Annotated in this window: 19 protein-coding genes and 1 pseudogene; 9 read left to right on the forward strand and 11 right to left on the reverse strand. The window is 43.3% G+C overall.

Translation table 11 applies throughout. The annotated features are described in order from the left end of the window. Positions 1–130: 130 nt before the first annotated feature. Positions 131–418 (reverse strand): annotated as a pseudogene (locus F9802_RS20250) (3D domain-containing protein); the annotation flags it as partial. A 671-nt stretch (positions 419–1089) separates the two neighbouring features. On the opposite strand from F9802_RS20250, the gene F9802_RS10535 reads away from it, so the two are divergent. Beyond that, positions 1090–1752 carry a hypothetical protein gene (locus F9802_RS10535; protein ID WP_152151699.1) on the forward strand — a complete coding sequence of 221 codons (663 nt, stop codon included), beginning with the start codon at positions 1090–1092 and terminating at the stop codon, positions 1750–1752. A 24-nt stretch (positions 1753–1776) separates the two neighbouring features. Further along, a complete protein-coding gene (locus F9802_RS10540; RefSeq protein WP_152151701.1) occupies positions 1777–3030 on the forward strand; it encodes an efflux RND transporter periplasmic adaptor subunit in 1254 nt (417 codons plus the stop codon). A gap of 36 nt (positions 3031–3066) precedes the next feature. On the opposite strand, the gene F9802_RS10545 is transcribed toward F9802_RS10540, so the two are convergent. The 3 genes from F9802_RS10545 to serC all read right to left on the reverse strand — a co-directional run bounded on the left by F9802_RS10545 (position 3067) and on the right by serC (position 8994). Then, positions 3067–6549, reverse strand: coding sequence for a S8 family peptidase (locus F9802_RS10545; RefSeq protein WP_152151703.1), 3483 nt, complete (start codon positions 6547–6549; stop codon positions 3067–3069). A gap of 167 nt (positions 6550–6716) precedes the next feature. Further along, complete coding sequence (locus F9802_RS10550) at positions 6717–7919, reverse strand: phosphoglycerate dehydrogenase (RefSeq protein WP_152151705.1); 1203 nt, start codon at positions 7917–7919, stop codon at positions 6717–6719. Continuing rightward, complete coding sequence (gene serC, locus F9802_RS10555) at positions 7912–8994, reverse strand: 3-phosphoserine/phosphohydroxythreonine transaminase (RefSeq protein ID WP_152151707.1); 1083 nt, start codon at positions 8992–8994, stop codon at positions 7912–7914. The genes F9802_RS10550 and serC overlap by 8 nt, the downstream gene beginning before the upstream one ends. A gap of 625 nt (positions 8995–9619) precedes the next feature. Here serC and F9802_RS10560 point away from each other — a divergent pair. From F9802_RS10560 to uraA, 3 genes are all read left to right on the forward strand, one after another. After that, positions 9620–11020: an alanine/glycine:cation symporter family protein gene (locus F9802_RS10560; protein ID WP_152151709.1), complete on the forward strand. Its 1401-nt coding sequence runs from the start codon at positions 9620–9622 to the stop codon at positions 11018–11020. Between the two features lie 366 nt (positions 11021–11386). Then, the gene (locus tag F9802_RS10565) at positions 11387–12745 is read left to right on the forward strand and encodes a trypsin-like peptidase domain-containing protein (protein WP_225435297.1); all 1359 of its coding nucleotides are present in this window, start codon (positions 11387–11389) and stop codon (positions 12743–12745) included. A 269-nt stretch (positions 12746–13014) separates the two neighbouring features. Continuing rightward, positions 13015–14286, forward strand: coding sequence for a uracil permease (gene uraA, locus F9802_RS10570; protein ID WP_152151713.1), 1272 nt, complete (start codon positions 13015–13017; stop codon positions 14284–14286). A gap of 358 nt (positions 14287–14644) precedes the next feature. Here the strand turns inward: uraA and F9802_RS10575 are convergent, their stop codons facing one another. The 4 genes from F9802_RS10575 to F9802_RS10590 form a co-directional block, all read right to left on the reverse strand. Further along, positions 14645–15208 (reverse strand): DUF2812 domain-containing protein, encoded by a 564-nt coding sequence (locus F9802_RS10575; RefSeq protein WP_225435299.1) that lies wholly within the window; start codon positions 15206–15208, stop codon positions 14645–14647. Next, a complete protein-coding gene (locus F9802_RS10580; protein ID WP_225435301.1) occupies positions 15189–15539 on the reverse strand; it encodes a PadR family transcriptional regulator in 351 nt (116 codons plus the stop codon). Before F9802_RS10580 ends, F9802_RS10575 begins: the two co-directional genes overlap by 20 nt. A gap of 191 nt (positions 15540–15730) precedes the next feature. Continuing rightward, the gene (locus tag F9802_RS10585) at positions 15731–16591 is read right to left on the reverse strand and encodes a CvfB family protein (RefSeq protein WP_152151716.1); all 861 of its coding nucleotides are present in this window, start codon (positions 16589–16591) and stop codon (positions 15731–15733) included. A gap of 143 nt (positions 16592–16734) precedes the next feature. After that, positions 16735–17535, reverse strand: a complete 801-nt coding sequence (locus F9802_RS10590) for a hypothetical protein (RefSeq protein ID WP_152151717.1) — start codon at positions 17533–17535, stop codon at positions 16735–16737. Positions 17536–17667: 132 nt separating this feature from the next. On the opposite strand from F9802_RS10590, the gene F9802_RS20080 reads away from it, so the two are divergent. The 3 genes from F9802_RS20080 (at position 17668) to F9802_RS10595 (ending at position 18754) form a co-directional block, all read left to right on the forward strand. Beyond that, entirely contained in the window at positions 17668–17796 is a 129-nt protein-coding gene (locus F9802_RS20080) for a hypothetical protein (RefSeq protein WP_263862299.1), read from the forward strand. A 305-nt stretch (positions 17797–18101) separates the two neighbouring features. Further along, entirely contained in the window at positions 18102–18260 is a 159-nt protein-coding gene (locus F9802_RS19655; protein WP_191991865.1) for a hypothetical protein, read from the forward strand. Between the two features lie 215 nt (positions 18261–18475). Continuing rightward, entirely contained in the window at positions 18476–18754 is a 279-nt protein-coding gene (locus tag F9802_RS10595) for a late competence development ComFB family protein (protein WP_191991867.1), read from the forward strand. A gap of 166 nt (positions 18755–18920) precedes the next feature. On the opposite strand, the gene F9802_RS10600 is transcribed toward F9802_RS10595, so the two are convergent. Continuing rightward, positions 18921–20291, reverse strand: a complete 1371-nt coding sequence (locus tag F9802_RS10600) for an aspartate kinase (protein ID WP_152151719.1) — start codon at positions 20289–20291, stop codon at positions 18921–18923. A gap of 390 nt (positions 20292–20681) precedes the next feature. Here F9802_RS10600 and F9802_RS20085 point away from each other — a divergent pair, with 390 nt between their 5' ends. Further along, positions 20682–20810: a hypothetical protein gene (locus F9802_RS20085; RefSeq protein WP_263862300.1), complete on the forward strand. Its 129-nt coding sequence runs from the start codon at positions 20682–20684 to the stop codon at positions 20808–20810. A 162-nt stretch (positions 20811–20972) separates the two neighbouring features. Here the strand turns inward: F9802_RS20085 and gltS are convergent, their stop codons facing one another. Further along, positions 20973–22166: a sodium/glutamate symporter gene (gltS, locus tag F9802_RS10605; protein WP_152151720.1), complete on the reverse strand. Its 1194-nt coding sequence runs from the start codon at positions 22164–22166 to the stop codon at positions 20973–20975. Beyond that, positions 22163–23134, reverse strand: coding sequence for a formimidoylglutamase (gene hutG, locus F9802_RS10610; protein ID WP_152151721.1), 972 nt, complete (start codon positions 23132–23134; stop codon positions 22163–22165). The genes gltS and hutG overlap by 4 nt, the downstream gene beginning before the upstream one ends. Between the last annotated feature and the right edge of the window lie 19 nt (positions 23135–23153).

Raw genomic sequence — 23153 nt, forward strand, 5'->3', positions numbered from 1 at the left:
AACGATCTTGTTACAAAAAGATGTATTTTATATACTTGTAATCTAAATGAAATAAATAAGACAATTCCCGCATGTTAAGAGAAAAAAAAGAAACCCGCCGCAGCGGATTTCTTTTTTTCTTTCAGTCTATTTATTTCAAAATCTGTACTTTTACTGTACGTACACCCCAGCGGTATGCCTGCTGTTTGTTTGGTACGTGAACGTCAATTTTATTTCCTTTAATAGCGCCGCCTTTATCTCCGGCAATCGCTTCGCCGTATCCTTCAACGTATACTTTCGTTCCGAGCGGAATCACTTTCGGATCTACGGCAATCACTTTTGCATTTGGATTTTTCTTTAAGTTAATGCCAGTTGCCGTAATGCCTGAACAGCCTTTACATGAAGCAGTATAAGCAGTTGATTTAACAGTAAGTACTTTTGCAGCTTTGACTGCAACAGGCTTGCTTGCTGCAGGCTTAGCTGGCTGTGCAGCAGCAGTTGTATTTTGAAAGACCAGCTTTTGGCCGACTCTGATGTTGTCTGATTTTAAATTGTTCCATTGTTTTAATTGGTTTACAGTCGTCTTATACTCTCGTGCAATGCTCCATAATGTATCTCCTCGTTGTACTGTGTGACTCGCTGATGCTGCCTCCACGGCAGAAGTGCTGAATAGTACGCAAGCAACAACTAAAGACATAATAGCTTTTCTCACGGATTAGAGACCCCCTTCATTTGTAACACGAGACCTATTCTACCATGCAAATATAACGGCATCATTACACCAAGATGTTTGTTTCTTTACACAAATATTTCACGTGTTGTAATATTCAGACAAAAAAACCTCTACTAAAATCCGTCATAAACCCTTAAAGAACAAGGGTTTGTCGTTATTTGTTTGAAGAAAAAAAGGGAGACTCCTTCCATATGTAATGCCTGTGCTGCTCTTTTGCCATATAAATCTTTCATTTTTATACATTAATAAAGGCAATTTTTGCTTTAAAAGATACTCACTTTTTATCAAATTCTGTTAGATTATAATGGTATGGAAAGATAGAGTTGTATATAATAAGGAAAGATGTCAATTCACATTATTTTATTGGAGGATTTTAAATGATTTATCAAGTGCAGCTAGTCAAGGGGCTGTTTCGTCCAGACGATCGCTTTTATCAGCTGGACCACGCAGAGGAAATCAGGGGCTTGTGGAGCCGCATCTCTTTATTAATTATAGTAAGTACAGCCTTATACTTTTTAAGCGGCCTGTTAGGAATTCAATCTGAATCAGTTTCTGCCTATTTGGCTGATGTCGGCAATACAGAGTTTGAAGGGCAAAAGATGCTGTTTGCGATCGGAAGCGCGACCTGGGGCCTTCTTTATCCGTTACTCATTTTGTTTCTTCCGGCTCTTTTATTTTGGACATTTTTAGAAGTAGACTTTCGAAAACTGCTCGTGCTGCAATCGTTTGTTTTCGTTATTTATTTAATTGAAGTTTGCTTATTAATTCTTTTAAATGTAACGCTCGCTATCCCGAGAGACTCTTCCCCATTTTCCCTTGGTGTTCTTGCTCAATACGTAACAGAAAATGAACTCATCACTAGTTTTTTTAGTTTTATTACCCTATTCCATATTTGGGCGATGACCCTGCAATATAAATTTTTAAAACGGAGCTCAGAAAAAAGCCCGCGCTTTGTTCTTCTGCTCATTTTAGCCATTACAATTGCTCTTTGGCTATTTTCTGCTTTATTTACATCCATTCACGTTGACCGCTTATTTTAACAGAGAAGGAGGTGGCGAAAATAAATGAAACGAGTAAAGAAAAAGGTGTGGCTGACAGCAGGTGCGCTGCTTATTGCCGGAAACCTTTATTTAACTTTTAAAGAAGATAGTAAAACCGATCGATCTCAATGGATAACAGAGTGGAAGCCGTCAGCGAAAGATGATGTCGTGGAAACGTTCCAAACGACCGGCGTCATTACCCCGGCAGATGAAAAGCCTATTTATTTCGATAAAGATGAGGGAACATTCTTAAGGTTTCTAGTGGAAAAAGGACAGGAAATTGGTGCGGGCACGCCACTGTTTGAGTACTCTTCTGCCAACCTCGAACGGGAAGTAGAAAGATTGCAAGCAGAAAAAACACAAATAGAAAAGCAAATCCAGCTCGTTGATGGACAAATTTCCAAATTAAATTCAATCCTGTCAAAGATTGAAAAAGAAGAAAAAGAAGCGAATGATGATGACAATGACAGTAAAGATACTAAAAAGGAAACGAGCAGCGCAGCGAAAGTAACCGTGGAAAATGAAATCATTGACCAGGAAACAGAAAAGCTGAAGCTCGAAGAAGAAATCCGCAAATATGATACATTAATTTCTCAGGCTGAATCCAAGAAAAACAACTTAATCGTTAAAAGTGAAACAGAGGGAATTGTGAAAGAGCTCAATACGAAGCTGAGCAACCCGATCATGACGATCCGCTCACCAGAAGCTGCCGTGCAAGGTGTATTTAATGAACAGCAGCTGAATAAGGTAACAGATGGCTTAACCATATACGCTTCCGTTGATCCACTGCCAGTGACATTCAAAGGAGAAATTTCAAGCGTTGAAAAATTCCCGGAACAAGAACCTTCCGTGAAAAGAAAGAGCTTGTATCCGTTTATTGCTCAGCTCGATAAAAACAACATGGAAGATGCGGCCGATCAGCTGCTGCCAGGCATGAAAGCCAATGTCACGGTTGTAACGCGAGAAGCGCTGCAAGCGGTGACCATCCCCGCTTCTACTTTGATGAAGTCCGGTAAAAAATCGTATGTTTTCGTATTAAACACGAAAGGACAAATTGAAAAAAGAGCGGTGAAGAAAGGCCTTCTCGTTGACGGCATCCAAGAAATTAAAAGCGGTTTAAAAGCCGGCGAAAAAGTCGTGGCTGAACCAGCGAAGCTAATCATTCATCAAGGAGAATTTGTGTCTCCTGCTGACTATAAAGCTGTCACAAAAAAACAGCTGCAGCAAATGACAAAGAAAGAACGGGCAAAATTTATTTTAATGGGCCTATTATCCTAACACAAGAAAATCCCGGAGCCGCCTCCGGGATTTTCTTTATTTTATGTTCAGTTTGTACGCTTCTGCTGAAGCGCGGCCTTCCGTTTCGCTAATTTCGATAAAGTATTTGCCTTTTTTCAAATGGATAACCGCCAGTTCTTCGTCGCCGCTGCCATAATGGTCAAAGCTTTGAACGAGTGCCCCTTTCGCATTGTAAATCTCGATTTTGCCATCGAGGCCACTTTCCATTTCAAGTGTCAGTGAGAGTTGTTTGTCTTTCGTGACGTTTAAAGCAAAGTGATCGACATCACCAAAAGGAACGCCGGCATTCATGTAGCCTCTTGCTCCAAGCTGCCCGTCTATTTTTTTCAAGCTGATCGGCTTTTGGGGCACATGGTTAACGACTTTGCCATCGCCGTCTTTTAACGAATCTTTCATATCAGATACTTTTACTTCGTACGGCTGAAGGCTCGGTTTCAGTGAAAGAAACGGGCTGACGGCCAGGAAGTAGCCGGTCTCTTCTTTCGCCACGAAAGAAAGATTCACTTTCGTTTCAAATGACAGCTCCAGTAAATTCGGTCCAAACGGAATCGCTTTTACTATTTCGTCCTCATCCAACACTTTATCGCCGTTCGTGTCTTCAATGAGCGAGCCGCTAAAAATCGCCGGCTGGCGCAGGTCAAATGGAATCGCTGCTTTATCAGCTGCCGTCATTTTTCCTTGGTTGATGCTTAAACGGTGAATCGTCTCTTTTCCGGTATGTTTAAAATAATAAAAATCAGTATCTCCCGGATAAATAAAATAGTTTTTATAAGCGGTTCCCTGCTTAATCAGCATGGCTTTTTCAGGATTGTTCTCATCTTGATCCGCTTCCGCAGGTGTATTAGCCGCCTTTTTCGAACTAATCGTATATGGGTCTGCCGAAATGTTGTACATTTCATTCGTTAAACTTAGGACGTACGTTTCTCCTTTTTTCAACGCCACACTCATCGTGTTGTTTTGTGTACCGCCAAGCAGACTCATGATCAGGCTGAGCAAGTCATCCCCGCCGCCTGATATCGGGTTCAGCGTTCCGGTTTCTTTATCGTATTCAGATATGACAGCGACAGGAAGCTGGCTTGATCCTTTTTTAATGTCAAAGTCATAAATGCCATTTTCAGCCGGGACAAAAGAGTAATAATCTTCATCACCTTCCAGCTGGAAAAAGCCGGATGCTTCTTTCCCGAGCGCATACGGAATCGCATTAGCCAAAATGGCTTTCGTCATTTCATCTTCCATCTCTTCTGCCGGATCTTCATCCAGCGTGCTGTCGATCGAGTCTGCTGCTTTCGCTTCTGCATATTCTTCAAGAGTCATGTCGCCATTTTCAAGCGTTTCTTCTAAATCTTCTTTGAATGGCAAACCATCTTCGTCTTCAGGAAGCTGTTTTTCTTCCACTTTTAACTCATACGGATTAGCGGATGCCGTATAAGCATCGAACTCGAACGCTCCCGGGTTCATCATGAGCAGATCAAGGATTGAGCCGATGCTGCCTGTGCCGCCAAACGATTCATTTGTTACCGCCAAACGGTACTTCACACCAGGCACAGCTTTAAAAGAAAGTGATTCGCCTTTACTGATTCCATGATCGTCCGCTTCAGCAATTTCTTCTTCTCCCTCTATTCCTTCTTCTTCAAATGGGAGAGATAACTTTAAAGCGGAGTTCACACCAGGCAAGGCAGAGAGCGAAACCGAAAGCACTTTCGCTTCATCGACAGTGATTGTGAAATAATCATAATCAGCCGCTCCCTGTTCTTCTGGAAATAAAGTGAAATCTTTTTTCACGTAAGGTAATGACTTAACTTCTATAGGCGTTTCAGGATCGGCTTTCAGCGCGCTGAATTTTTCAGCTGTAAATGTGTAGCCCGACAAGCCGGACGCATTGTAGCTGCCGTTCATATCTTTAACTCCGACAATGAGCGTTCCTTTTTCTTCCGCAGTAAATAAGTATCCTTCCTTTTCTCCGGCGCGGCCTTTGTTATGTTCGATGAGGAAGCCTTCTTCTGCTTCCGCTCCTTCAGGGATAAAATAAAAATCCATCCCATAATCATAATCGCTGCTCGCTTCCAAAGCGGTTTGCACATGCTCATTTTCATTTAACGCCACTTTGTACCAGTGCGTTTCACGAGGCGTTTTCAGCTGCCCTTTCAATACGTTTTTCCCTGCTTGCAGTGCCTTTGCTGATTTAATGAGCGTCTTGCCTGTTAAAACAGGCTGTTTCGGCAGCTTTTTCACATCGTACGAAAGGGCCGCGAGCGGATTAACGAGACCGTTGGCGTAAGCCGTGTCGTAGCCTTTTGCTCCGAGGTCAGTCGCCGTTTTTTCTAAAATGTTTTCAATGTCATACGAAGTTAATCCTGGGTGCTTCGACTTTAACAAGGAAACCACACCGGCCACCATCGGGGAAGCCATCGATGTTCCTGTTAACGAAGCGAAGCTTGACCCTTTCCCATTTTCATAAGCCGTGCTGTAAATATCTTCTCCCGGGGCGACAACATCAACAGACGGGCCAAAGTTAGAGCTGTCGGACAGCTTTTTCTGGCGGTCGATGTTGCCGACGCTAATGACGCCAGGGTAAGCGGCCGGGTAAGAATACATATCGGACGATTCATTTCCAGCGGCTGCAACAACAATTGCTCCGCTGTCAATCGCCTGACGGACGGCTTCTTCCACAAGCGGCGAAGAAGCATAACCGCCGAGGCTTAGGTTAATGACATCCGCCCCTTTAGATACAGCATATAAAATGCCTTCAGCGATCGTAAAATCATTCGCGGTCATTTTTCCATTAAACACATCAACCGGCAAAATTTTGGCATTCGGGTTGACGCCGTGGCCGCCAATGCCGTTATTCGCTTTTGAAGCAATGATGCCTGCGACATGTGTGCCATGAAGGTCACGGACGGGATTTTTTGCTGGATCTGCCGCATTGTAAGGTGGCAGCAGCTGGTCTTTTAAGTCTGGATGCTTGAAATCGACACCGCCATCAACGACCGCGACGGTCACTTTATGCTTGCCGGAAAGTTTTAGCGCTTTGTCGATGTTCAGCATCGGCAAATGGTGCATTTTTGCTTTTTTCGGGTCTCCCTGCACCGCGGCAAACTGCTTGTACTTCACGCTCGGTGTAATGGAAGACACTCCTTTTTGATTCCGATAGACGCGCAGCACATCGCTCACTTTTTTGGACTTCGGCACATGGACAACGTCATATCCTAATTTCGGCAACGACCGAACAAGCGTCGTTCCTGCTTTTTTATGGACACTTTTCGTGAGCGGCTTGCTGTATTTAATAACAAGGGTGTTCGAATCAACAAGTTCGTTTATTTCTTTTGCCGCTTTATATGCTTCTATATTTTTCACATTGGCTGCGGCGGTCACAGGAGCCTGTTCTGCTGCCTGCTTAAAAATTTTCACTTCTTCATTATGTACGCCAGCTCCTGTTGCTGTCGGAAAAATCATGACAGCGGACAGGCCGATGGCGAGCGCTTTTTTCCAGCTTTTCATTTTATGATATCCCCCTGCGATTTTTGTCTACTTATTTTTATAATAACGTAAAAAAAAGAAAAATAGTTTCCCTTTTTACATATTTTTAGGAATAAGTGTAATTTTTTTCTAACCTCGTGTAAAAAAAGCTGCAGCCACTGTTTATGCGGCTGCAGCTTTTTGATCTTTTAAATAATACGAGTCATTACGACGCCTGTAATTTGGCTAATTTTTTCGTTCAGGCCGGGAATCACGTCACCGTTTACTTTATTGTCAATATCGATCATCGTGTAAGCAAAGTCGCCTCTGCTTCTGTTCACCATGTCTGCGATGTTCAAGCTGTAATCTGACAAGGCGGAAGTAATTTGCCCGACCATGTTCGGGATGTTTTGGTGATAAACAGTAACACGGCGCTTTCCTGTATAAGGAAGAGAAGCGTTTGGCATGTTCACTGAGTTTTTAATGTTTCCTGTTTCTAGATAATCTTTTACTTGGCGGGCGGCCATGATCGCACAGTTTTCTTCTGATTCTTTCGTAGAAGCGCCAAGATGCGGAATCGGAACCGCATTTTTCATTTTCAATACATTTTCGTTCGGGAAGTCCGTAATATATTTGCCGACTTTTCCGCTTTCAAGCGCAGCTGCCATGTCTCGTTCGTTAACGAGTTCGCCGCGGGAGAAGTTCAAAATGTGGACGCCTTCTTTCATAATGTCGAACGTAGTTTCATTGAACATTCCTTCTGTTTTATCTGTTAATGGCACGTGAACCGTAATATAATCAGATTTTGCATATAGTTGTTCAATCGTCATTGCACGCTGAACATTACGGGACAAGTTCCAAGCAGTATCGACTGAAATGAATGGATCAAAACCGATAACGTCCATATCCAAATCAAGCGCATCGTTGGCAACAAGCGCTCCGACTGCACCGAGCCCGATGACGCCGAGTGTTTTTCCTTTAATTTCTTTTCCGACAAATTGCTTCTTGCCTGCTTCCACAAGCTTCGGAATTTGGTCTCCCTGTCCTTCAAGCCCTTTCGTCCAAGTGACACCGGCAAATAAGTTGCGGGAAGAAGCCATTAAAGAAGTTAAAACAAGTTCTTTTACCGCATTGGCATTTGCTCCTGGTGTGTTAAAAACGACAATGCCGCGCTCTGTATACGCGCTGACTGGGATATTATTGACTCCTGCGCCGGCCCGGGCAACAGCTTTTACATTTTTGTCGATTTCCATGTCATGCATATTATAGCTGCGCAAGACGATACCATCGGGACTTTCACTGTCATTATCAATCGTGAAATTTTCTTTATTGAACACATTCAAGCCGCAATCGGCAATATTATTTAACGTTTTAATTGTAAACAATTGCTCGTTCTCCCCTTTTTTATGCATGATTTTCTTCGAATTGTTTCATAAAATCGATGAGGGCTTCTACACCTTCAACTGGCATCGCATTATATATGCTGGCGCGCATGCCTCCGACTGACCGATGGCCTTTTAACGTTTCTAAGCCCGCTGCCTTTGCTTCTTTTACAAATGCTGCATCGAGCTCTTCAGACGGTGACACGAAAGGTATGTTCATGATGGAACGGCTGTCTTTTCTGACTGGAGATTGGAACATCGCTGATTTCTCAAGGAAATCATACAGCATGCCCGCTTTCTTGCGATTGATTTTCTCCATTTCCTTCAAGCCGCCAAGCTCTTGCAGCCATTCAAACACGAGCTTCGCCATATAAATTCCGTATGTCGGCGGCGTGTTGTACAAGGAGCCGCTCTCACTGTGCGTCTTGTAGTCCAGCATCACCGGGCAGTTTTCCGATGCACGGCCAATTAAATCTTCACGGATAATGACGACTGTGAGTCCTGCTGGGCCGATATTCTTCTGTGCGCCGGCGTAAATTAAGCCGAACTTCGACACATCTACTTCTTCCGATAAAATATTGGAAGACATGTCCGCAACAATCGGCACGCCGCCTGTGTCAGGAACACTTGTAAAAGCTGTTCCTTCTATAGTATTGTTCGTTGTAATATGTACGTAATCTGCTTCCGGATCAATCATACTGCTGTTCACTTCAGGAATATAGCTGAAGTTTTCATCTTCTGACGAAGCGATAACACGGATCTGACCATATTTTTTCGCTTCTTTAATCGCCTTTTTCGACCAGGAGCCTGTATTCACATAGTCCGCTTTTTTGCTGTTTGCAAGCAAGTTTAGCGGCACCATCGCAAATTGCTGGGACGCCCCTCCTTGAATAAACAAAACTTTATAATTGTCCGGAATGTTCATCAAGTCTCTCAGAAGCTGTTCAGCTCCGGTAATAATTTCTGTAAACAAACCCGAACGATGGCTTAATTCCATAACGGACATGCCGGAGTCCGCATAATTGACTAATTCTTTCTGGGCTTTTTCCAATACGGGCAGCGGCAGCATAGAAGGTCCTGCCGAAAAATTATACACTCTCTCCACGTGAACTCCCTCATTCGTTTTTTATTTTGAAATCTGAAAATTAATACTTTAATAATATCCATGAATTATAAATTATTCCGAATCACTTATCAAGAGGACTTCAGGCAACTTTCTCTCACTTTTTTTGTTGGTACCGCTTTCATTCCCTACTTAATAGCGATTGTCAATTTACGAACATTTTTTGTTTTTTTTTATCATTCGTTCGCTTTCTTCGCTGTTTAATTTTTCAGCCGAATTTTAAAATTCTTGCAAATTATTATTTTCTTCATAACTTTTTACTTTCGTTTTCAATTAACATTTTCCCCTTACTAAAACCTACAATCCCAGTTATAGCTTCATATAAACGTAGTCAGATTCTTTTTAATTTTACAACATTTATATTGTTTGTGACAGATTTTTAACATCTTGCTATAATAAAAAAGCTTCAACTAGAATTTTTAACAATACGCCCCTTTTTCGTTTTTGTTTTTATCAATTGTCAAGCTTACCGTAACTAGTCGTATGTTTTTCGCCACATTTGAAAGCGGTTGCATTTTATCCGCAGGCTGGTGGAGTTTTTTTCATTTAGCTGCTCTTCCCAATTTTTTGATGAAAAAGGACGACCATCTCATAAGGAGGATCTATTATGTTAGAAGTTTTGCAGAAAATCAACGGCGTACTTTGGGGGACACCAAGTCTTATTCTTCTTGCTGGTACTGGTTTTTTTCTTACTTTTCTATTAAAAGGGTTACAGTTTCATCGGCTTATCTACGCGTTTAAACTCGCATTCACGAAAGAAGATGAAAACGATGCGCAGGCAGAAGGTGATGTTAGTAACTTTAAAGCTTTAATGACAGCGCTCGCAGCAACAATTGGAAACGGTAACATTGCCGGTGTCGCCACAGCTATTACACTCGGCGGGCCGGGCGCTATTTTCTGGATGTGGATCGTCGGCTTGCTCGGCATGGCAACGAAATATGCAGAAGCGCTGCTTGCGATGAAATACCGTGTAAAAAATGCCAACGGCGAATATTCCGGCGGGCCGATGTACTATATTGAACGTGGCCTTGGCCGCAAATGGAAATGGCTCGCTGTCGCTTTTGCTTTATTTGGGGCCTTTGCTGCACTCGGTATCGGGAACAGCGTGCAATCCAATACGATTGCTGATGTGATGAGAGGTTTCCATATTGATGGCTGGGTAACTGGAATCGTTCTCGTTATTTTGACAGCACTAATTATCTTTGGGGGGTTACAAAGAATCAGCACAGTAGCCGGATTCTTCGTGCCGATCATGGCGGTTCTTTACATTGGCGGTTCTTTGCTCATTATCGGAATTAATCATGATCAGATCATTCCATCTTTCCAATTGATTTTCCATTACGCATTTAACCCTATTTCGGCAGTAGGCGGGTTTGCCGGCGTCGTTGTAGCTGAAGCTGTCCGCAACGGGGTATCCCGCGGAATCTTCTCAAACGAAGCGGGCCTCGGTACAGCCGCTCTAATTGCTGGAAACGCCCGTGCTGACCACCCAGTGAAACAAGCACTCGTTGCGATGACAGGTACATTTATCGTTACAATCATCGTTTGTACAATGACTGGTCTCGTTCTATTAATGACTGGCTTCTGGGATCCGACCGGCGGCACAATTTCAGGTGTAGCCCACGATGCGACACTTGAAGGCGGAGCTTTGACGACAGCAGCTTTCGGATCCGTCCTCGGTACATTCGGTGAGTGGATCGTTTCTTTATCCGTTATTTTCTTCGGATTCTCCACAATCGTCGGCTGGTACATGTACGGGGAAAAATGTTTCGAGTACATTGCAGGCTTGAAATACATTAACGCGTATCGTATCGTTTACGTATCTGCTACGGGCATCGGCGCCGTCGCCAGCCTGACAACAGTCTGGGCATTTGCCGACATGGCCAACGCCTTAATGATGATTCCGAACTTAATCGGTATCCTGCTTCTATACAAAGTTATCAAAAACGAAACAGACGACTTTTTCAAAAGCAAAGCGTTTAAACAGCCTACGAAGAAAGTAAGCTAATAGTAGGAAGCTGCCGGGAGATGATCTCCGGCAGCTTTTTTTGTAAGTATGTTTGCTGCAGAGGTAGCAGTTGTGCACACAATATCAAGCTTTACGCACGGGACGGCGAGATTTGTACCCCCTTTTGTCGACTCTGAATCGACTTTCACTTTCTGATCCGAGTTAAGCGGTTTGTGCACCAAGTGGAGGAGATTGTACACGGACTTTCGGGATTTGCGCACGGACTTTTGTCGTTTCTGCACCTGTACATTAACACTTCCACAGCCAATAGCCTCCCTACAGACAATTCAGTATTGTAAATTAGTAGATACGTACAGTATGATAGTAATAAAATATTACTATTTTACTATTCCGGAGGTGGTCCTTATGTATTGCCCGCATTGTGGAACAGACATGGGAGAACGCGCACGCTTTTGTCCCGGTTGCGGATCGAAGAAAAAGAAAAGCTCTTTCATAAAGCTTTTATTTATGCTTTGCACAATTAGCATTATCGCTTTTGCCGGCGCCATCGTTTATATGTCTCATGGATCAGGCAAGTCACAAAAAACCGAAACGGCTGTTGCTCCGGTGAATGTGATCAAAGAAGAACAACCCAAAACACCGCAGCAAGCCGTTGTTCTTCCGAAAAACATCTCGAAAAAAGAGCAAAAAGCAGTAACAGAGATTATTGAAGAAACCCAGAAAAAAGTGTACACCATTTTTACCGACACCGGACAAGGATCCGGCTTTCTCGTCAATAAAAAAGGCGACGTCGTCACGAATGCTCACGTAGTAGAAGGAGCTTCTTCTTTAACGGTAAAAGACAAAAATGGCAATACACACAATGGAAAAATTATCGGCTACTCTAATACAATTGATGTAGCAGTCGTGCGCGTACCTAAATTAGCCGGCCAGTCGCCGCTTGCACTCGAAAAAAGCAGCAAGGCAAAAGTTGGTGAAGAAGTCATCGCTCTCGGCAGCCCGCTTTCGCTCGAAAACACCGCCACACTTGGCCACATCACCGGAGTCGACCGCAGCTTCTATATAGGAGACTTTACGTATGAAGGCATTTATCAAACGTCTGCCGCCATCGCCCCCGGCAGCAGCGGCGGTCCGCTCGTCTCGAAAGCAACCGGAAAAGTGCTCGCCATCAATTCGGCCAAACGAATGGACCAAGACGGGATCGGCTTTAGCATTCCGATAAAAGATGTGAACAGCATGATTCAAGGCTGGATTCAACATCCGCTGACAGAAGACGAAATCAACTCCCTGTTTTACAATGAAAACGGCGAATTCTTTTACGAGGAATTCTGGGAAGAAGATGCCTACTTTGACGGCGGAGAGTACAGCGAAGAAGAAGAATATGAGTATGAATACGATGATCTTCCTGAAGAGTCGTATGAAGATGAAGAAGTTCCTGAAGAATCGTACGAATATGAAGAAACTCCTGAAGAAGTATATGAAGATGAAGATGGCTCCAAAAAAGAAAGCGATGATAATTATGATGAATACGATGAAAATGAAACAGCCGAGCCGCCTTCTACAGATGAAACGACTCCGGATACAAGCGCAGAAGAAAACAACATGCAGCCGCCTGCCTCTGACGAACCTATCGACGAGATCATAGATATGAACGGGGACGGCATCGTCGATATAAATGATCTGACAGAAGATATTAATGGCGACGGTGTACTCGATGAAAATGATTTAATTGCAGCCGGAGTTATAACGGAAAACGAACTCTAATGATTCATTTTTAAAAAAGCTGCCTTTCAAGGTCGTCTATCCCCTTGAAAGCAGCTTTTTTCTTGTGTCCTTTGTTCATTTTTGCCCGCATTGATGGTTTATAGTCTTTCCGCATTTGGAGTATAATAATGGTAACTGTTGTGGAAATCTTTGCTTTCAGCTCTATGATTCGGCGTTTGTTTTTTAAAATACATTTAAATTTTTGTAGAATTTTGTCGGTTGTTTACTGTATAATAGCTACAATTTGTGTTTAATAAAGGGGAGTATATATGCGTACTTATCAAGTTGATGAACGGCCGCCGGTTCTGGCACTTTTGCCGCTTAGTTTGCAGCACTTGTTTGCGATGTTCGGTTCGACGGTGCTCGTGCCGATTTTATTCGGAGTGAATCCGGCGACGGTTTTGTTAATGAACGGAATTGGCACACTGATCTATATTGTTTTATGTAAAGGACAAATACCTGCTTATCTCGGGTCAAGTTTCGCATTTTTATCACCTGTCTTTGCCGTCATGGCGACGAAAAGCTACAACGCGGCACTCGGCGGCTTTATTGCGGTCGGGATTGTTTTCATTTTAGTGGCGCTGATCATCCGAGTGGCTGGGACGAAGTGGATTGATGTCGTATTCCCGCCGGCAGCGATGGGAGCCATCGTTGCAGTTATCGGGCTTGAGCTTGTACCGGTCGCTGCCGGCATGGCGGGATTAATTCCATCAGCTGATGCCGATCCAAAAACATGGGCACCTAATATAGATACGATTACTGTATCTTTATTAACACTGGCGATCACGATTATCGGCAATGTCTTGTTTCGCGGATTTTTGAAAATCATTCCCATTTTAATCGGGATCGTTTCAGGGTATATTATTGCGGCGTTTTACGGACTCGTTAATTTGCAGCCGGTAAAAGAAGCTAAGTGGTTCGCCCTTCCAGACTTTTACCGCCCGGAATTCGACTGGGCAAGCATCGCGATCATTTTGCCGGCAGCACTCGTCGTCATCGCCGAACATATCGGCCACCTTGTCGTTACGCAAAATATCGTCGAACGTGACTTAATGAAAAAGCCCGGACTCGGAGTTTCATTGTTCGGCAACGGCATCTCAACGGTCATTTCCGGATTCGTCGGTTCAACACCAAATACGACGTATGGAGAAAACATCGGTGTACTTGCTTTAACAAAAGTGTATTCCACTTGGGTTATCGGCGGAGCGGCTGTCATGGCCGTCTTCCTCTCTTTCTTTGGTAAACTGGCCGCTTTAATTTCAACCATACCGACAGCTGTCATGGGCGGCATTTCCTTGCTGCTATTCGGCGTCATCGCCGTATCCGGTCTGCGTATGCTCGTTGAAACAAAAGTGGATTACTCAAAAGCCACAAATATGATCCTGACCACCGTCGTCCTAGTCATCGGCCTGAGCGGAACTACACTGAAGTTTGGAAACTTCGAACTAAAAGGAATGGCGCTCGCCACCATCATCGCCATCCTGCTCAGCTTATTCTTTACGATTATTGACAAACTGAAACTATCTAATGACTATGAGTAGAAAAGCGGAGCCGACTGCTTTGGGACGACAAGCATATGACAGGCTGACGAAATGGCGCTTTTCAGCCATGCAGTCGGACTGGCATATGACCTCGAGTCCCAAGGAGGCGCAGCTGGACATGAAAAGCGGAAGGCTCTCATTCAGCGCGATAGCGGATTTATAGCTCTCGACAAGGAGTTGCTCTTTGACTCCGACAGAGAGAGCGAAATCAGCGTACGCGCTAGCGCCTGCAGCTGGACATAAAAAAGCGGAAAAACAGCCCTCGGGCTGTTTTTTTATGCGCTCAGCCAAGTAATACGCTTTTCTGGCCAGCAACGAGTTTCCCAGCTAAAAAATAAGCTCTTTCACGTGATGAAATCTACTCCCTCTTTAATTTGCTCATTAGTTTACTCACTCTCACTTGGTAAGCGATCCAAGTAGCGGCTGCCGGGGCGAGTAATGCGAGCAGTCCAACACGGAGCCAGTAAAAAACATTTGCGGTTATTGCGCTGCTGTCTTGAAAGATGAAAGAATCGGCGGCAAAAGCTAGGGTTGTAAGAACGAATAGAAATAAAGCAACTTGAGCGGTTACGCGTTTCGCCCGCTTATATTCTTCAACGACGGTTGAGCGGTCCGTATAAATGGGCTTTGTTCCAGGTGCTGCTGAAAAAATGTGCATGCCGCTTTCTGAACAGACAGGCTGCCAGCCGCCGGCTTTGAATATGTCATAATAATCTTCCAGTTCCTCTTTCGGAACATGCTGATAATCGAGACTATATATTAAATGGCGCGGGTTGCTTTTCCGGAGCTTATATCCTAAAGGAGCGAACGATTGTAAAACCCATCCTTTTTCTTCCATCTTGCTTAGTTTTTTCATGTCTTTCTCTTCCCCAAAGGCCAAGCCATCCGATGCCATATACCGTTTATCTTTCTTTTTTTTCACTTTTCTCCTTCTCCTTTAAAAGTTGAAATGCATGCTTTCCATGCTCAACGATCCGGCTTCTTCTCTCGATTTCACTGCGGAGAATGCTTTCCCCTTTTTCCGTCGCTTTGTACGTTTTTCTCCTGTCATCGCCTGACTCAAGCAAAGCAACCAAATTGGCTTTCTCTAATTTTTTTACTAACGTGTAAAGTGTCGCCGGTCCTACAGTAAATTCCCCATCTGAAATTTCTTCTACATATTGCATGATGGCATATCCATGCCGGGCTTCAAGGACAGATAAAAGAATGTAGTAAGCTGGGTCGGTTAATTGGTCCATATCCTTATTTTTCAACAGCTGTATCTCCTCTACTATATCCATTAACGATATATCTATCACGGATATAATAATATTTTCCAAAAAGGATGTCAAGAGCGTTACCGGCAATTTTGACTGCTAATACTCAAAGTCAGATTAAATATGACTGAGCCCGTTTTATAAAAGCAAAAAACTGCCGGGAACTTTCCGGCAGCCTGCAAAGTTTCTTATTCTTTTACTTGATGGGTCCAACCTTCTTCTTGATATACCTTTTTCTCTTTCATTAGTTTGCCGAGCGCGCGTTTGAAAGCGCCTTTGCTCATGGCGAAGCGTTTTTCAATTTCTTCCGGAAAACTTTTGTCGCTGTACGGCATTGATCCGCCTCTTTGCAGCAAATAATCATATACTTTTCCGGCGTCGTCCTGCTGTGCTTCCTGCTTGCGGCCAAGCAAAGAGACGTTCACGGATCCATCTTCTTTCACGTCGATAATCCGCCCGTCCACTTTTTGGCCAAGACGCGGTTCAACTTTCCGCTGGGAATCGTGGATGAATCCGCGGTAGCCTTCTGCCGTGATAATAAACGTACCAGCTTTCGTCGCACGATACACAATACCCGTAATATCTTTGTTAAAATCTTTTTTTGACGCTTTCGTGAACTGCTCTTCCATGACGTCTTCTGTCGCCGGTTTGGCAAATAATCGCTCTTTCCGGTCGAGCTTTAACGTGCAATACAGACGGTCGCCGACAATCGGACGCACAGAATACATAAATGGCAAGTCGTCTTCAGACACGAGCACATCTTTCGTGAGGCCTATGGAAACGAACACGCCCAGTTTTTCCTCTACACCAACGACTTCAACCCAGCCGTATGTGTCTTGTGTAATGAGCGGCATCGTCATCGTTGCTGCCAGGCGCCCTTGGTGGTCTTGAAATAAAAATACTTCCACCGGCTCGTCCGGATCAAATTCTTCTTTTATCTCGGAGTGGTGCAGCAGGACCGTTTCTTCTCCATCTGTTAAAAACCAGCCAAATGGCGCTTCATTCTTCACATCGAGTGTAACGATTGTGCCAGCTTGTAAATTATACATATATGATAAATCCTTCTTTCGTTTGTATTTACTAACAATTTTCCCGATTCGGCTTTAATTATAACAGGCTTTTTAAACTTGAGCGCTTCCGTTTCTTTTCTTTCTGCAAAAAACTTCATTCCGAAGAATGAAGTTTTTCATTATTATTGGATGTTTCTCAGTTCAAATACCCGTTTTGGTGTTTTGCCATTGTTATCAACTGTTAAAATAAGCCCGACATTTGGCGCAAAATAGTAATAAAAGTTTTCTGAGTCTTTAATTTCAATCACATGCTTAAACGTGCCTGCCGGCGTTTTTACCGTTTTGTTCACGGATAGCACTCGGTGATGAATGCCGTATATATCATCCCTCCAATAGCTTCCTGTTTTTAACGGCAGTTTAATGTTTAAAAAGATAAAATCTGAATTGGCCACGCCTAAGCGCATCCAGTTTTTATTTTCAGTATAAGCATAGCCGTTGGCCCCGTTCACTTTCCAGACTTCCCAACCATACGAAGCACCGCTGTATTCCCAGTTTTCCAAGTCATTCTCGGCATCATAATACGTATACTTATGTTTTTTATTTAATTTCAATCCATAGTACACTGTTCGAAATTCTTTGTTGAGCTCATATTGCACATCTTTCGGAACAGCCGTAAATTTTGCATAGGAATTTTTCTTGATGAACGTTTTCTTATAAAGGTGATAATAACCTTCTGTCACCGCAAATACACTCGCCGTCTGTCCTTTTTTTAACGTCTTTACTTTTACAATTTTCCCCTTGGACCGTGTAAACAAAGGTGTATCTTTTAAAATAGTCACTTTGCCGATCGTTCCCTTCTTTAGCTCCACACCGTCCCAAATAACAGCAGCTTCTGCCTTTGCTGCTGGGAAGGAAACTGCTGCAGACAAAACAAGAATGGCCGTAAAAAAGAAAATAGCAAACTTTTTAACTTGATTGTTCATTATAATTCTCCCTTTTTAGTAAAATATACCTTTTACTATACCATTAAAAAATGATTATTCTTCTTTGTTTATAAATTTTAAAGCAGGGTAAAATAAACATACAATACACGTACTTAAAAAGGTGGTATATGAATGGGAAAAAGAAGGGGCCTGTCTTCATTGATCAAATTGGCTGTCAAATATGGACCAATTATCTACCCGGTCGTCAAAAAAATGCTGGATAAGCGGAAAACAGCTAAAACCATGCCTACCCAAAGATAAAAGCACGCAAAAGGGACTAGCCCAAAAGCAAAGAACCAGATACTTACGGGATAGTCCCTTTTTTATGTTAACATGCGGATATCCTTCTCATGCGCTGAAACGTATGGCAGTTCGCTCTACGTTTTCGTTTAATTTCAGCCAATTTATGTTATAATAAAGAGGAATGTGATTTCACTGGCTTCTACCCGCTTTTTTCAAGCATAGTGCCTCTCTGTTACATACAGCAAAGAAAGATTAGCGTTTCTATCTGGCCATTGTTGGGTAAATCGGATTAGACGAACTTTTAAGAACGGAGATGAAGAAAGATGAACGCAAAAAAATTATTAACGTACGGATTAGTCGTAGCCATTATGCTGCCAAAAATCAAAGAAAGACTCGAGACACAGCAACTGCGTAAATCCTACCAAAACGCACACCGCGTGCGCATGAACCACAACAGTATCCTGGAGAAAATCTCCGGCTAAAAAAACGAAACAAACAAACCAAAAACTCGAAACGCGCCCCGTGCCTTTCGAGTTTTTTTGTGCCTTTACATAAAAGGAATTACTTTAATGAATTAACGCTGTGCTCGAGCGGGGGTCAGTCCCCCATTACTTTAAAGTGTTAAACTGCCCACACTAAATAGTTGTTAATATTTTCTTATGCCAGTGTTATAATGGGAAAGAATGGGGGAGTGAAGATGGCGGTACAAAATGTGATGGAGGATATTGTAAGGGGGATTGTTACGGACCAGTTAGATCATTTACATCTTTCTTGTAAGTGCGAGCGGTGTCAGGAAGATATTTTAGCTCTTTCGCTGAACAATGTACCTCCGAGATACGTTGTTAACGACAGCCGGCGCCCCTTAGTGAAAGCGATGTATATGGTGAACACACAAGATCATGCCAATATAGTTGCTGCCGTTGCTCAGGCTGCAACAAGAGTCTCTGCAAATAAACGCTGTGCAAACATAGAATAAATACATGACCGATGACGGAAAACGAAACCCTTTCTCTTCAGCTAAATAATTTCCAACAAAAAATCCGCCCCATTTCGGACGGATTTTTTATTTAACAGAATGCTTTATCACTTTAAAGTGATGGGGGACTGACCCCCACTGCTTTAAAGTGATAAAGCACCATAACTTATACTCCTAATACGGCGGTTGTGCTGAAGAATTCTTTGTAGAGTGCTTTTAGAACGTTGTTTGTGTCGTCTTCGTGGATGCCGAAGACTAAACTGACTTCAGATGAGCCCTGGTTGATCATTTCGATGTTGGCGCCTGCCTGTGAAATAGCTGTTGTCGCTCTTGCTGTCAAGCCTTTCGTGTTGTGCATGCCTTCACCTACGAGTACGATCATGGCAAAGTGATGTTCGATGTGGACATCATCTACTTTCAATTCTTCGCGGCATTTATGAATGATGCGCTCTTCTTTTTCAGGTGTCAGCTGATGGCTGCGCACGATGACTGATAAATCATCGATTCCTGATGGTGTATGTTCATAAGAAATATCTTCTTCTTCCAAAATTTGCAGCAAGCGGCGGCCAAAACCAAGTTCACGGTTCATTAAATATTTGCTGACGTAAATCGTGGAGAAACCGCCATCCGCTGCAATGCCAATCACCGGGCTTTTCGTATATTCACGTTCCGCTACGATCATCGTACCTTCTGCAGACGGATTGTTTGTATTTTTTATGCACACCGGCACAGAATGCTGAAACGCCGGCATAAGGGCTTCGTCGTGAAAAACAGAAAATCCGGCATAAGAAAGTTCACGCATTTCACGGTAAGTCATCCGCTTAATTTCCACCGGCTGATCCACTACTCTCGGATTAGCAGCGAATACTGAGTCCACATCGGTAAAATTCTCATATAGCTCTGCTCCGATGGCAGCCGCTAAAATAGATCCTGTAATGTCTGAGCCTCCGCGAGCAAACGTCATCATCACTCCGTCTTTTGAATAGCCGAAAAACCCCGGAAATACGACAACGCCTTTACGGTCGCGCAAATTTCTTAAATTCTCATACGCTTCAGGCAAAGCGCGGGCTCGTCCAGGTTCATCACTGACAATTAAACCGGCTTCTTTTGGATTTACATACTCAGCCTCCAGCCCAATGCTTGAAAAATAAGCGGCGATCAGCTTCGCATTATTATCTTCTCCGCTCGCCTTTAATTGATCCACAAATAAATCGCGGTTTTCTTTACTTTGTCCTATCCGATCGCGTAGATCCTGTTCGATTACCTGAACGATCTCATCGCCAAGCCCAAGGCCGGCAGCTATATCTGCATACCGCTCCACTACCGCCTGCAGCTCTTTTTCCGCGTCGTTGCCGGAAAGAGATGCGTTCGCCAGACTGATTAGTAAATCGGTCACTTTAATATCGTCATCAAAACGTTTTCCCGGGGCGGAAACAACAACGATTTTTCGTGCGGCATCTTCTTTAATAATCGCAGCAACCTTTTTAATCTGTGCTGCGCTCGCTACTGAAGTCCCCCCAAATTTACTTACTTTCATTCCCACTCCACTCCTTGATCATAGTTAGATTTTCATGATGGAAAAAGTTTTATTTGAAAGATTATACCACTGTCTTACGCAAAAAAGAAGAAATAATCTGATATTTGCTAAAGTATTAAAAAATACCCGGCGTTTTCCGGGTATTTTCTCCAATCTTAAGACGATGAACGGTCTGCTGAAGCTCAGCTGCTAATTCACTTAACCATTCAATGGCTTTCGTGTTGTCAATTGTCGATCAAACTGTTGACCTGACCTTCCATCCTCTTCGGTTCCGTTTATTTCCCTAAGATCGGGGAATACCTATTATACGAACGCTCTTGCAACTGCAAGAGACCTTTCGCTCATTAGATTTTTATTCATTTACCAATAAAGAAAAGGAGAGTGCACACAATGAAAAACAATAAGTCTAAAGGCGGCAAAGCCGCAATGACCGCCCTGGCCCTTGGAGCAGCCTTTCTCCTCAGAAACGAAAAATCCCGCAACAAAATCATGGGCCAACTCAAATCAATGGCAAAATAACAAACTCTTTATCACGTTAACGCAGCGGGGGACTGACCCCCGCTGCGTTAATTGATTAAAGCAAAATTAAATAGAGCTGCTTAATTGCAAGCCGTTTTCTCATATTCTACACCGCTTTAACACATTAAAGTCACCTGTGGCCCGCTTTCTTTTCATCACTTTTTATTGAAACAAGTTGATGCTTGTGATGATGATTGGCATGGCAAACACGTCGATGAGAAAAGCGCCGACGATCGGTACAATAAGGTAAGCTTTTGTGGATGGGCCGAACTTTTGTGTAATAGCCGCCATATTAGCCATTGCGTTTGGCGTGGCACCGAGTCCATGGCCGGTAAAGCCGCCGACCATAACAGCCGCATCATAATCTTTGCCGAGCAGACGAAACAAGACAAATGTGCCAAACAAAACGATAAATACGACTTGAGCCGCTACAATAATCAAGATTGGCAGAGCTAAATCAGCTATTTCCCATAACTTGATACTCATCAGCGCCATTGATAAGAAAATACCGAGTGTGACATCGCCGATTAAATTAATGCTTTTCATATCGATCATATTTTTATTTGTTTGATCAATAATGTTTCGAACAATAACGGCGACAAACATCGCACCGACGTAACCCGGTAAGACAAAACCAGTTTGAGCAGAAAATAGTTCTCCTAAATACGTGCCTAAAGCCATACACAAAGTAATTAATAAAATTTGAACAATAAATGTATGAGAATTAACATCCACCGCTGTTTTCTCTTCAACAGCAGGTCCTGTTCCATCTTCTTGCTCTGAAGGTGTCAAATTATGCTTGGTAATCAAACGTTTGACTGTCGGACCTCCAACTAGTCCGCCGGCAACTAAACCAAATGTGGCAGCGGCCAAACCGATGGAAAGAGCTGAATTGACGCCCAGATCCTCAACCGTTCCGCCAAACGCTGTGGCAGCTCCATGCCCGCCTTCCATTGAAACAGCGCCTGCCATGATGCCAAGTAATGGATCAATTCCTAAAACAGTAGCAAGTGAAATGCCAATTGCATTTTGCATAAGAGCTAAAAACCCGCAAGCAAGCCAGTAAATAACAAGTAACTTTCCGCCAAGCTTAATTAACTTGAAGCTGGCACCGAGGCCGACAGTCGTGAAAAAAGTCACCATGAACAAACTTTGTAAAGACGTATCTAAAGTAACTTCCACTAACCCGGTTCCTTTTAAAATGGTCACAACAATAGCAAACAGCAGCCCTCCAACTACCGGTGCAGGAATGCAAAACTTTCGTAATACATTTACTCTGTCTACTAACAAACCACCAATTACGAGCAGGGCGACTGCTAAAAATATCGTCGTGATTTGGTTTGCTTCAATGTTCATCCTTTTTCCTCCCCTAATAACTTCAGAATGCCCTCGTTCAATAAATTGGCGGCAAGCATAACCGTGCGATTGCCTTCATCCAATTCAGGATTCACTTCAGAAAGATCGAACGAGATCGTTTTCTCTTGTGCTGCAATATATTTGATTAGGGTACGCACTACTCGCGGATCCAATCCAAATGGAGAAGGTGCGCTTACTCCCGGTGCGTGAGCCGCACTGATCGAGTCCATGCACAAAGTCAGCATCAAGTAGTCGCAGCCAGCGGCAAACTCGTCAATGGCCGATAAAACTTCAGACGAAACTTTATTTACTAGCTCCTCTTCCAAAACATAGCGGCAGCCGTAGCTTTCAGCTGTTTCAAAAAGAGCTTTCGTGTTGCCGAACTCCTGTATACCTAAAGCAAAATATTGACAATTTTTGTCTTCATCTAAAATTTGCCTGAACATTGTTCCTGATGACGGTTCCTGATCGTAAGGCCGCATATCAAAATGAGCATCAATATTAATAATACCGAGGGAAGCGTCCGGCCCAATCGCTTCTCTTACACCAAGGTAATGGCCATATAATGTTTCATGGCCGCCTCCTAGAATGACGGGGGTGGATTGTTCTTCCAACACTTTAGTAATATAATGTCCAAGTTCTTTCTGAGCTTTCTCCAGCTGGCTGCCTTCACAGACAACTGTTCCGCCATCGACAATAGTTTGATCACTTCCGCCATGCCACGAGAGTTTTGCCAGTGCTTGACGGATGGCCGCAGGTGCTTTTGCCGCTCCTGTTCTGCCTTTATTTCTTCTGACGCCTTCCTCACATTCAAAGCCAATTAGCACTGCTTTCTTACCTGCTTGAACTTGACTTTCCTCTTCACTCATATCCCACATTTGTATCATTTGATGGTATCGAAAGCTGGATTTTTCGCTTGTGCTATCAATGCGTCCTGTCCATACCTCTTTTTTTGGAAAATTGTACATTATTTTTCCTTCCTTTCCG

The sequence above is a fragment of the Bacillus aerolatus genome (genome assembly GCF_009183655.1).
In the GTDB taxonomy this organism is placed as follows: domain Bacteria; phylum Bacillota; class Bacilli; order Bacillales; family Domibacillaceae; genus Pseudobacillus; species Pseudobacillus aerolatus.

Bases quoted from the DNA above. Each gene is read 5' to 3' on its own strand.
- F9802_RS10560 (WP_152151709.1), top strand. From the start codon at position 9,620: ATGTTAGAAGTTTTGCAGAAAATCAACGGCGTACTTTGGGGGACACCA.
- F9802_RS10540 (WP_152151701.1), top strand. From the start codon at position 1,777: ATGAAACGAGTAAAGAAAAAGGTGTGGCTGACAGCAGGTGCGCTGCTT.
- F9802_RS10550 (WP_152151705.1), bottom strand. From the start codon at position 7,919: ATGCATAAAAAAGGGGAGAACGAGCAATTGTTTACAATTAAAACGTTA.
- F9802_RS10585 (WP_152151716.1), bottom strand. From the start codon at position 16,591: ATGTATAATTTACAAGCTGGCACAATCGTTACACTCGATGTGAAGAAT.
- F9802_RS20085 (WP_263862300.1), top strand. From the start codon at position 20,682: ATGAAAAACAATAAGTCTAAAGGCGGCAAAGCCGCAATGACCGCCCTG.
- F9802_RS10535 (WP_152151699.1), top strand. From the start codon at position 1,090: ATGATTTATCAAGTGCAGCTAGTCAAGGGGCTGTTTCGTCCAGACGAT.
- gltS (WP_152151720.1), bottom strand. From the start codon at position 22,166: ATGAACATTGAAGCAAACCAAATCACGACGATATTTTTAGCAGTCGCC.
- F9802_RS10590 (WP_152151717.1), bottom strand. From the start codon at position 17,535: ATGAACAATCAAGTTAAAAAGTTTGCTATTTTCTTTTTTACGGCCATT.
- F9802_RS10565 (WP_225435297.1), top strand. From the start codon at position 11,387: ATGTATTGCCCGCATTGTGGAACAGACATGGGAGAACGCGCACGCTTT.
- uraA (WP_152151713.1), top strand. From the start codon at position 13,015: ATGCGTACTTATCAAGTTGATGAACGGCCGCCGGTTCTGGCACTTTTG.
- F9802_RS19655 (WP_191991865.1), top strand. From the start codon at position 18,102: ATGAACGCAAAAAAATTATTAACGTACGGATTAGTCGTAGCCATTATG.
- F9802_RS10595 (WP_191991867.1), top strand. From the start codon at position 18,476: ATGGCGGTACAAAATGTGATGGAGGATATTGTAAGGGGGATTGTTACG.
- F9802_RS10600 (WP_152151719.1), bottom strand. From the start codon at position 20,291: ATGAAAGTAAGTAAATTTGGGGGGACTTCAGTAGCGAGCGCAGCACAG.
- F9802_RS20080 (WP_263862299.1), top strand. From the start codon at position 17,668: ATGGGAAAAAGAAGGGGCCTGTCTTCATTGATCAAATTGGCTGTCAAA.
- F9802_RS10545 (WP_152151703.1), bottom strand. From the start codon at position 6,549: ATGAAAAGCTGGAAAAAAGCGCTCGCCATCGGCCTGTCCGCTGTCATG.
- hutG (WP_152151721.1), bottom strand. From the start codon at position 23,134: ATGTACAATTTTCCAAAAAAAGAGGTATGGACAGGACGCATTGATAGC.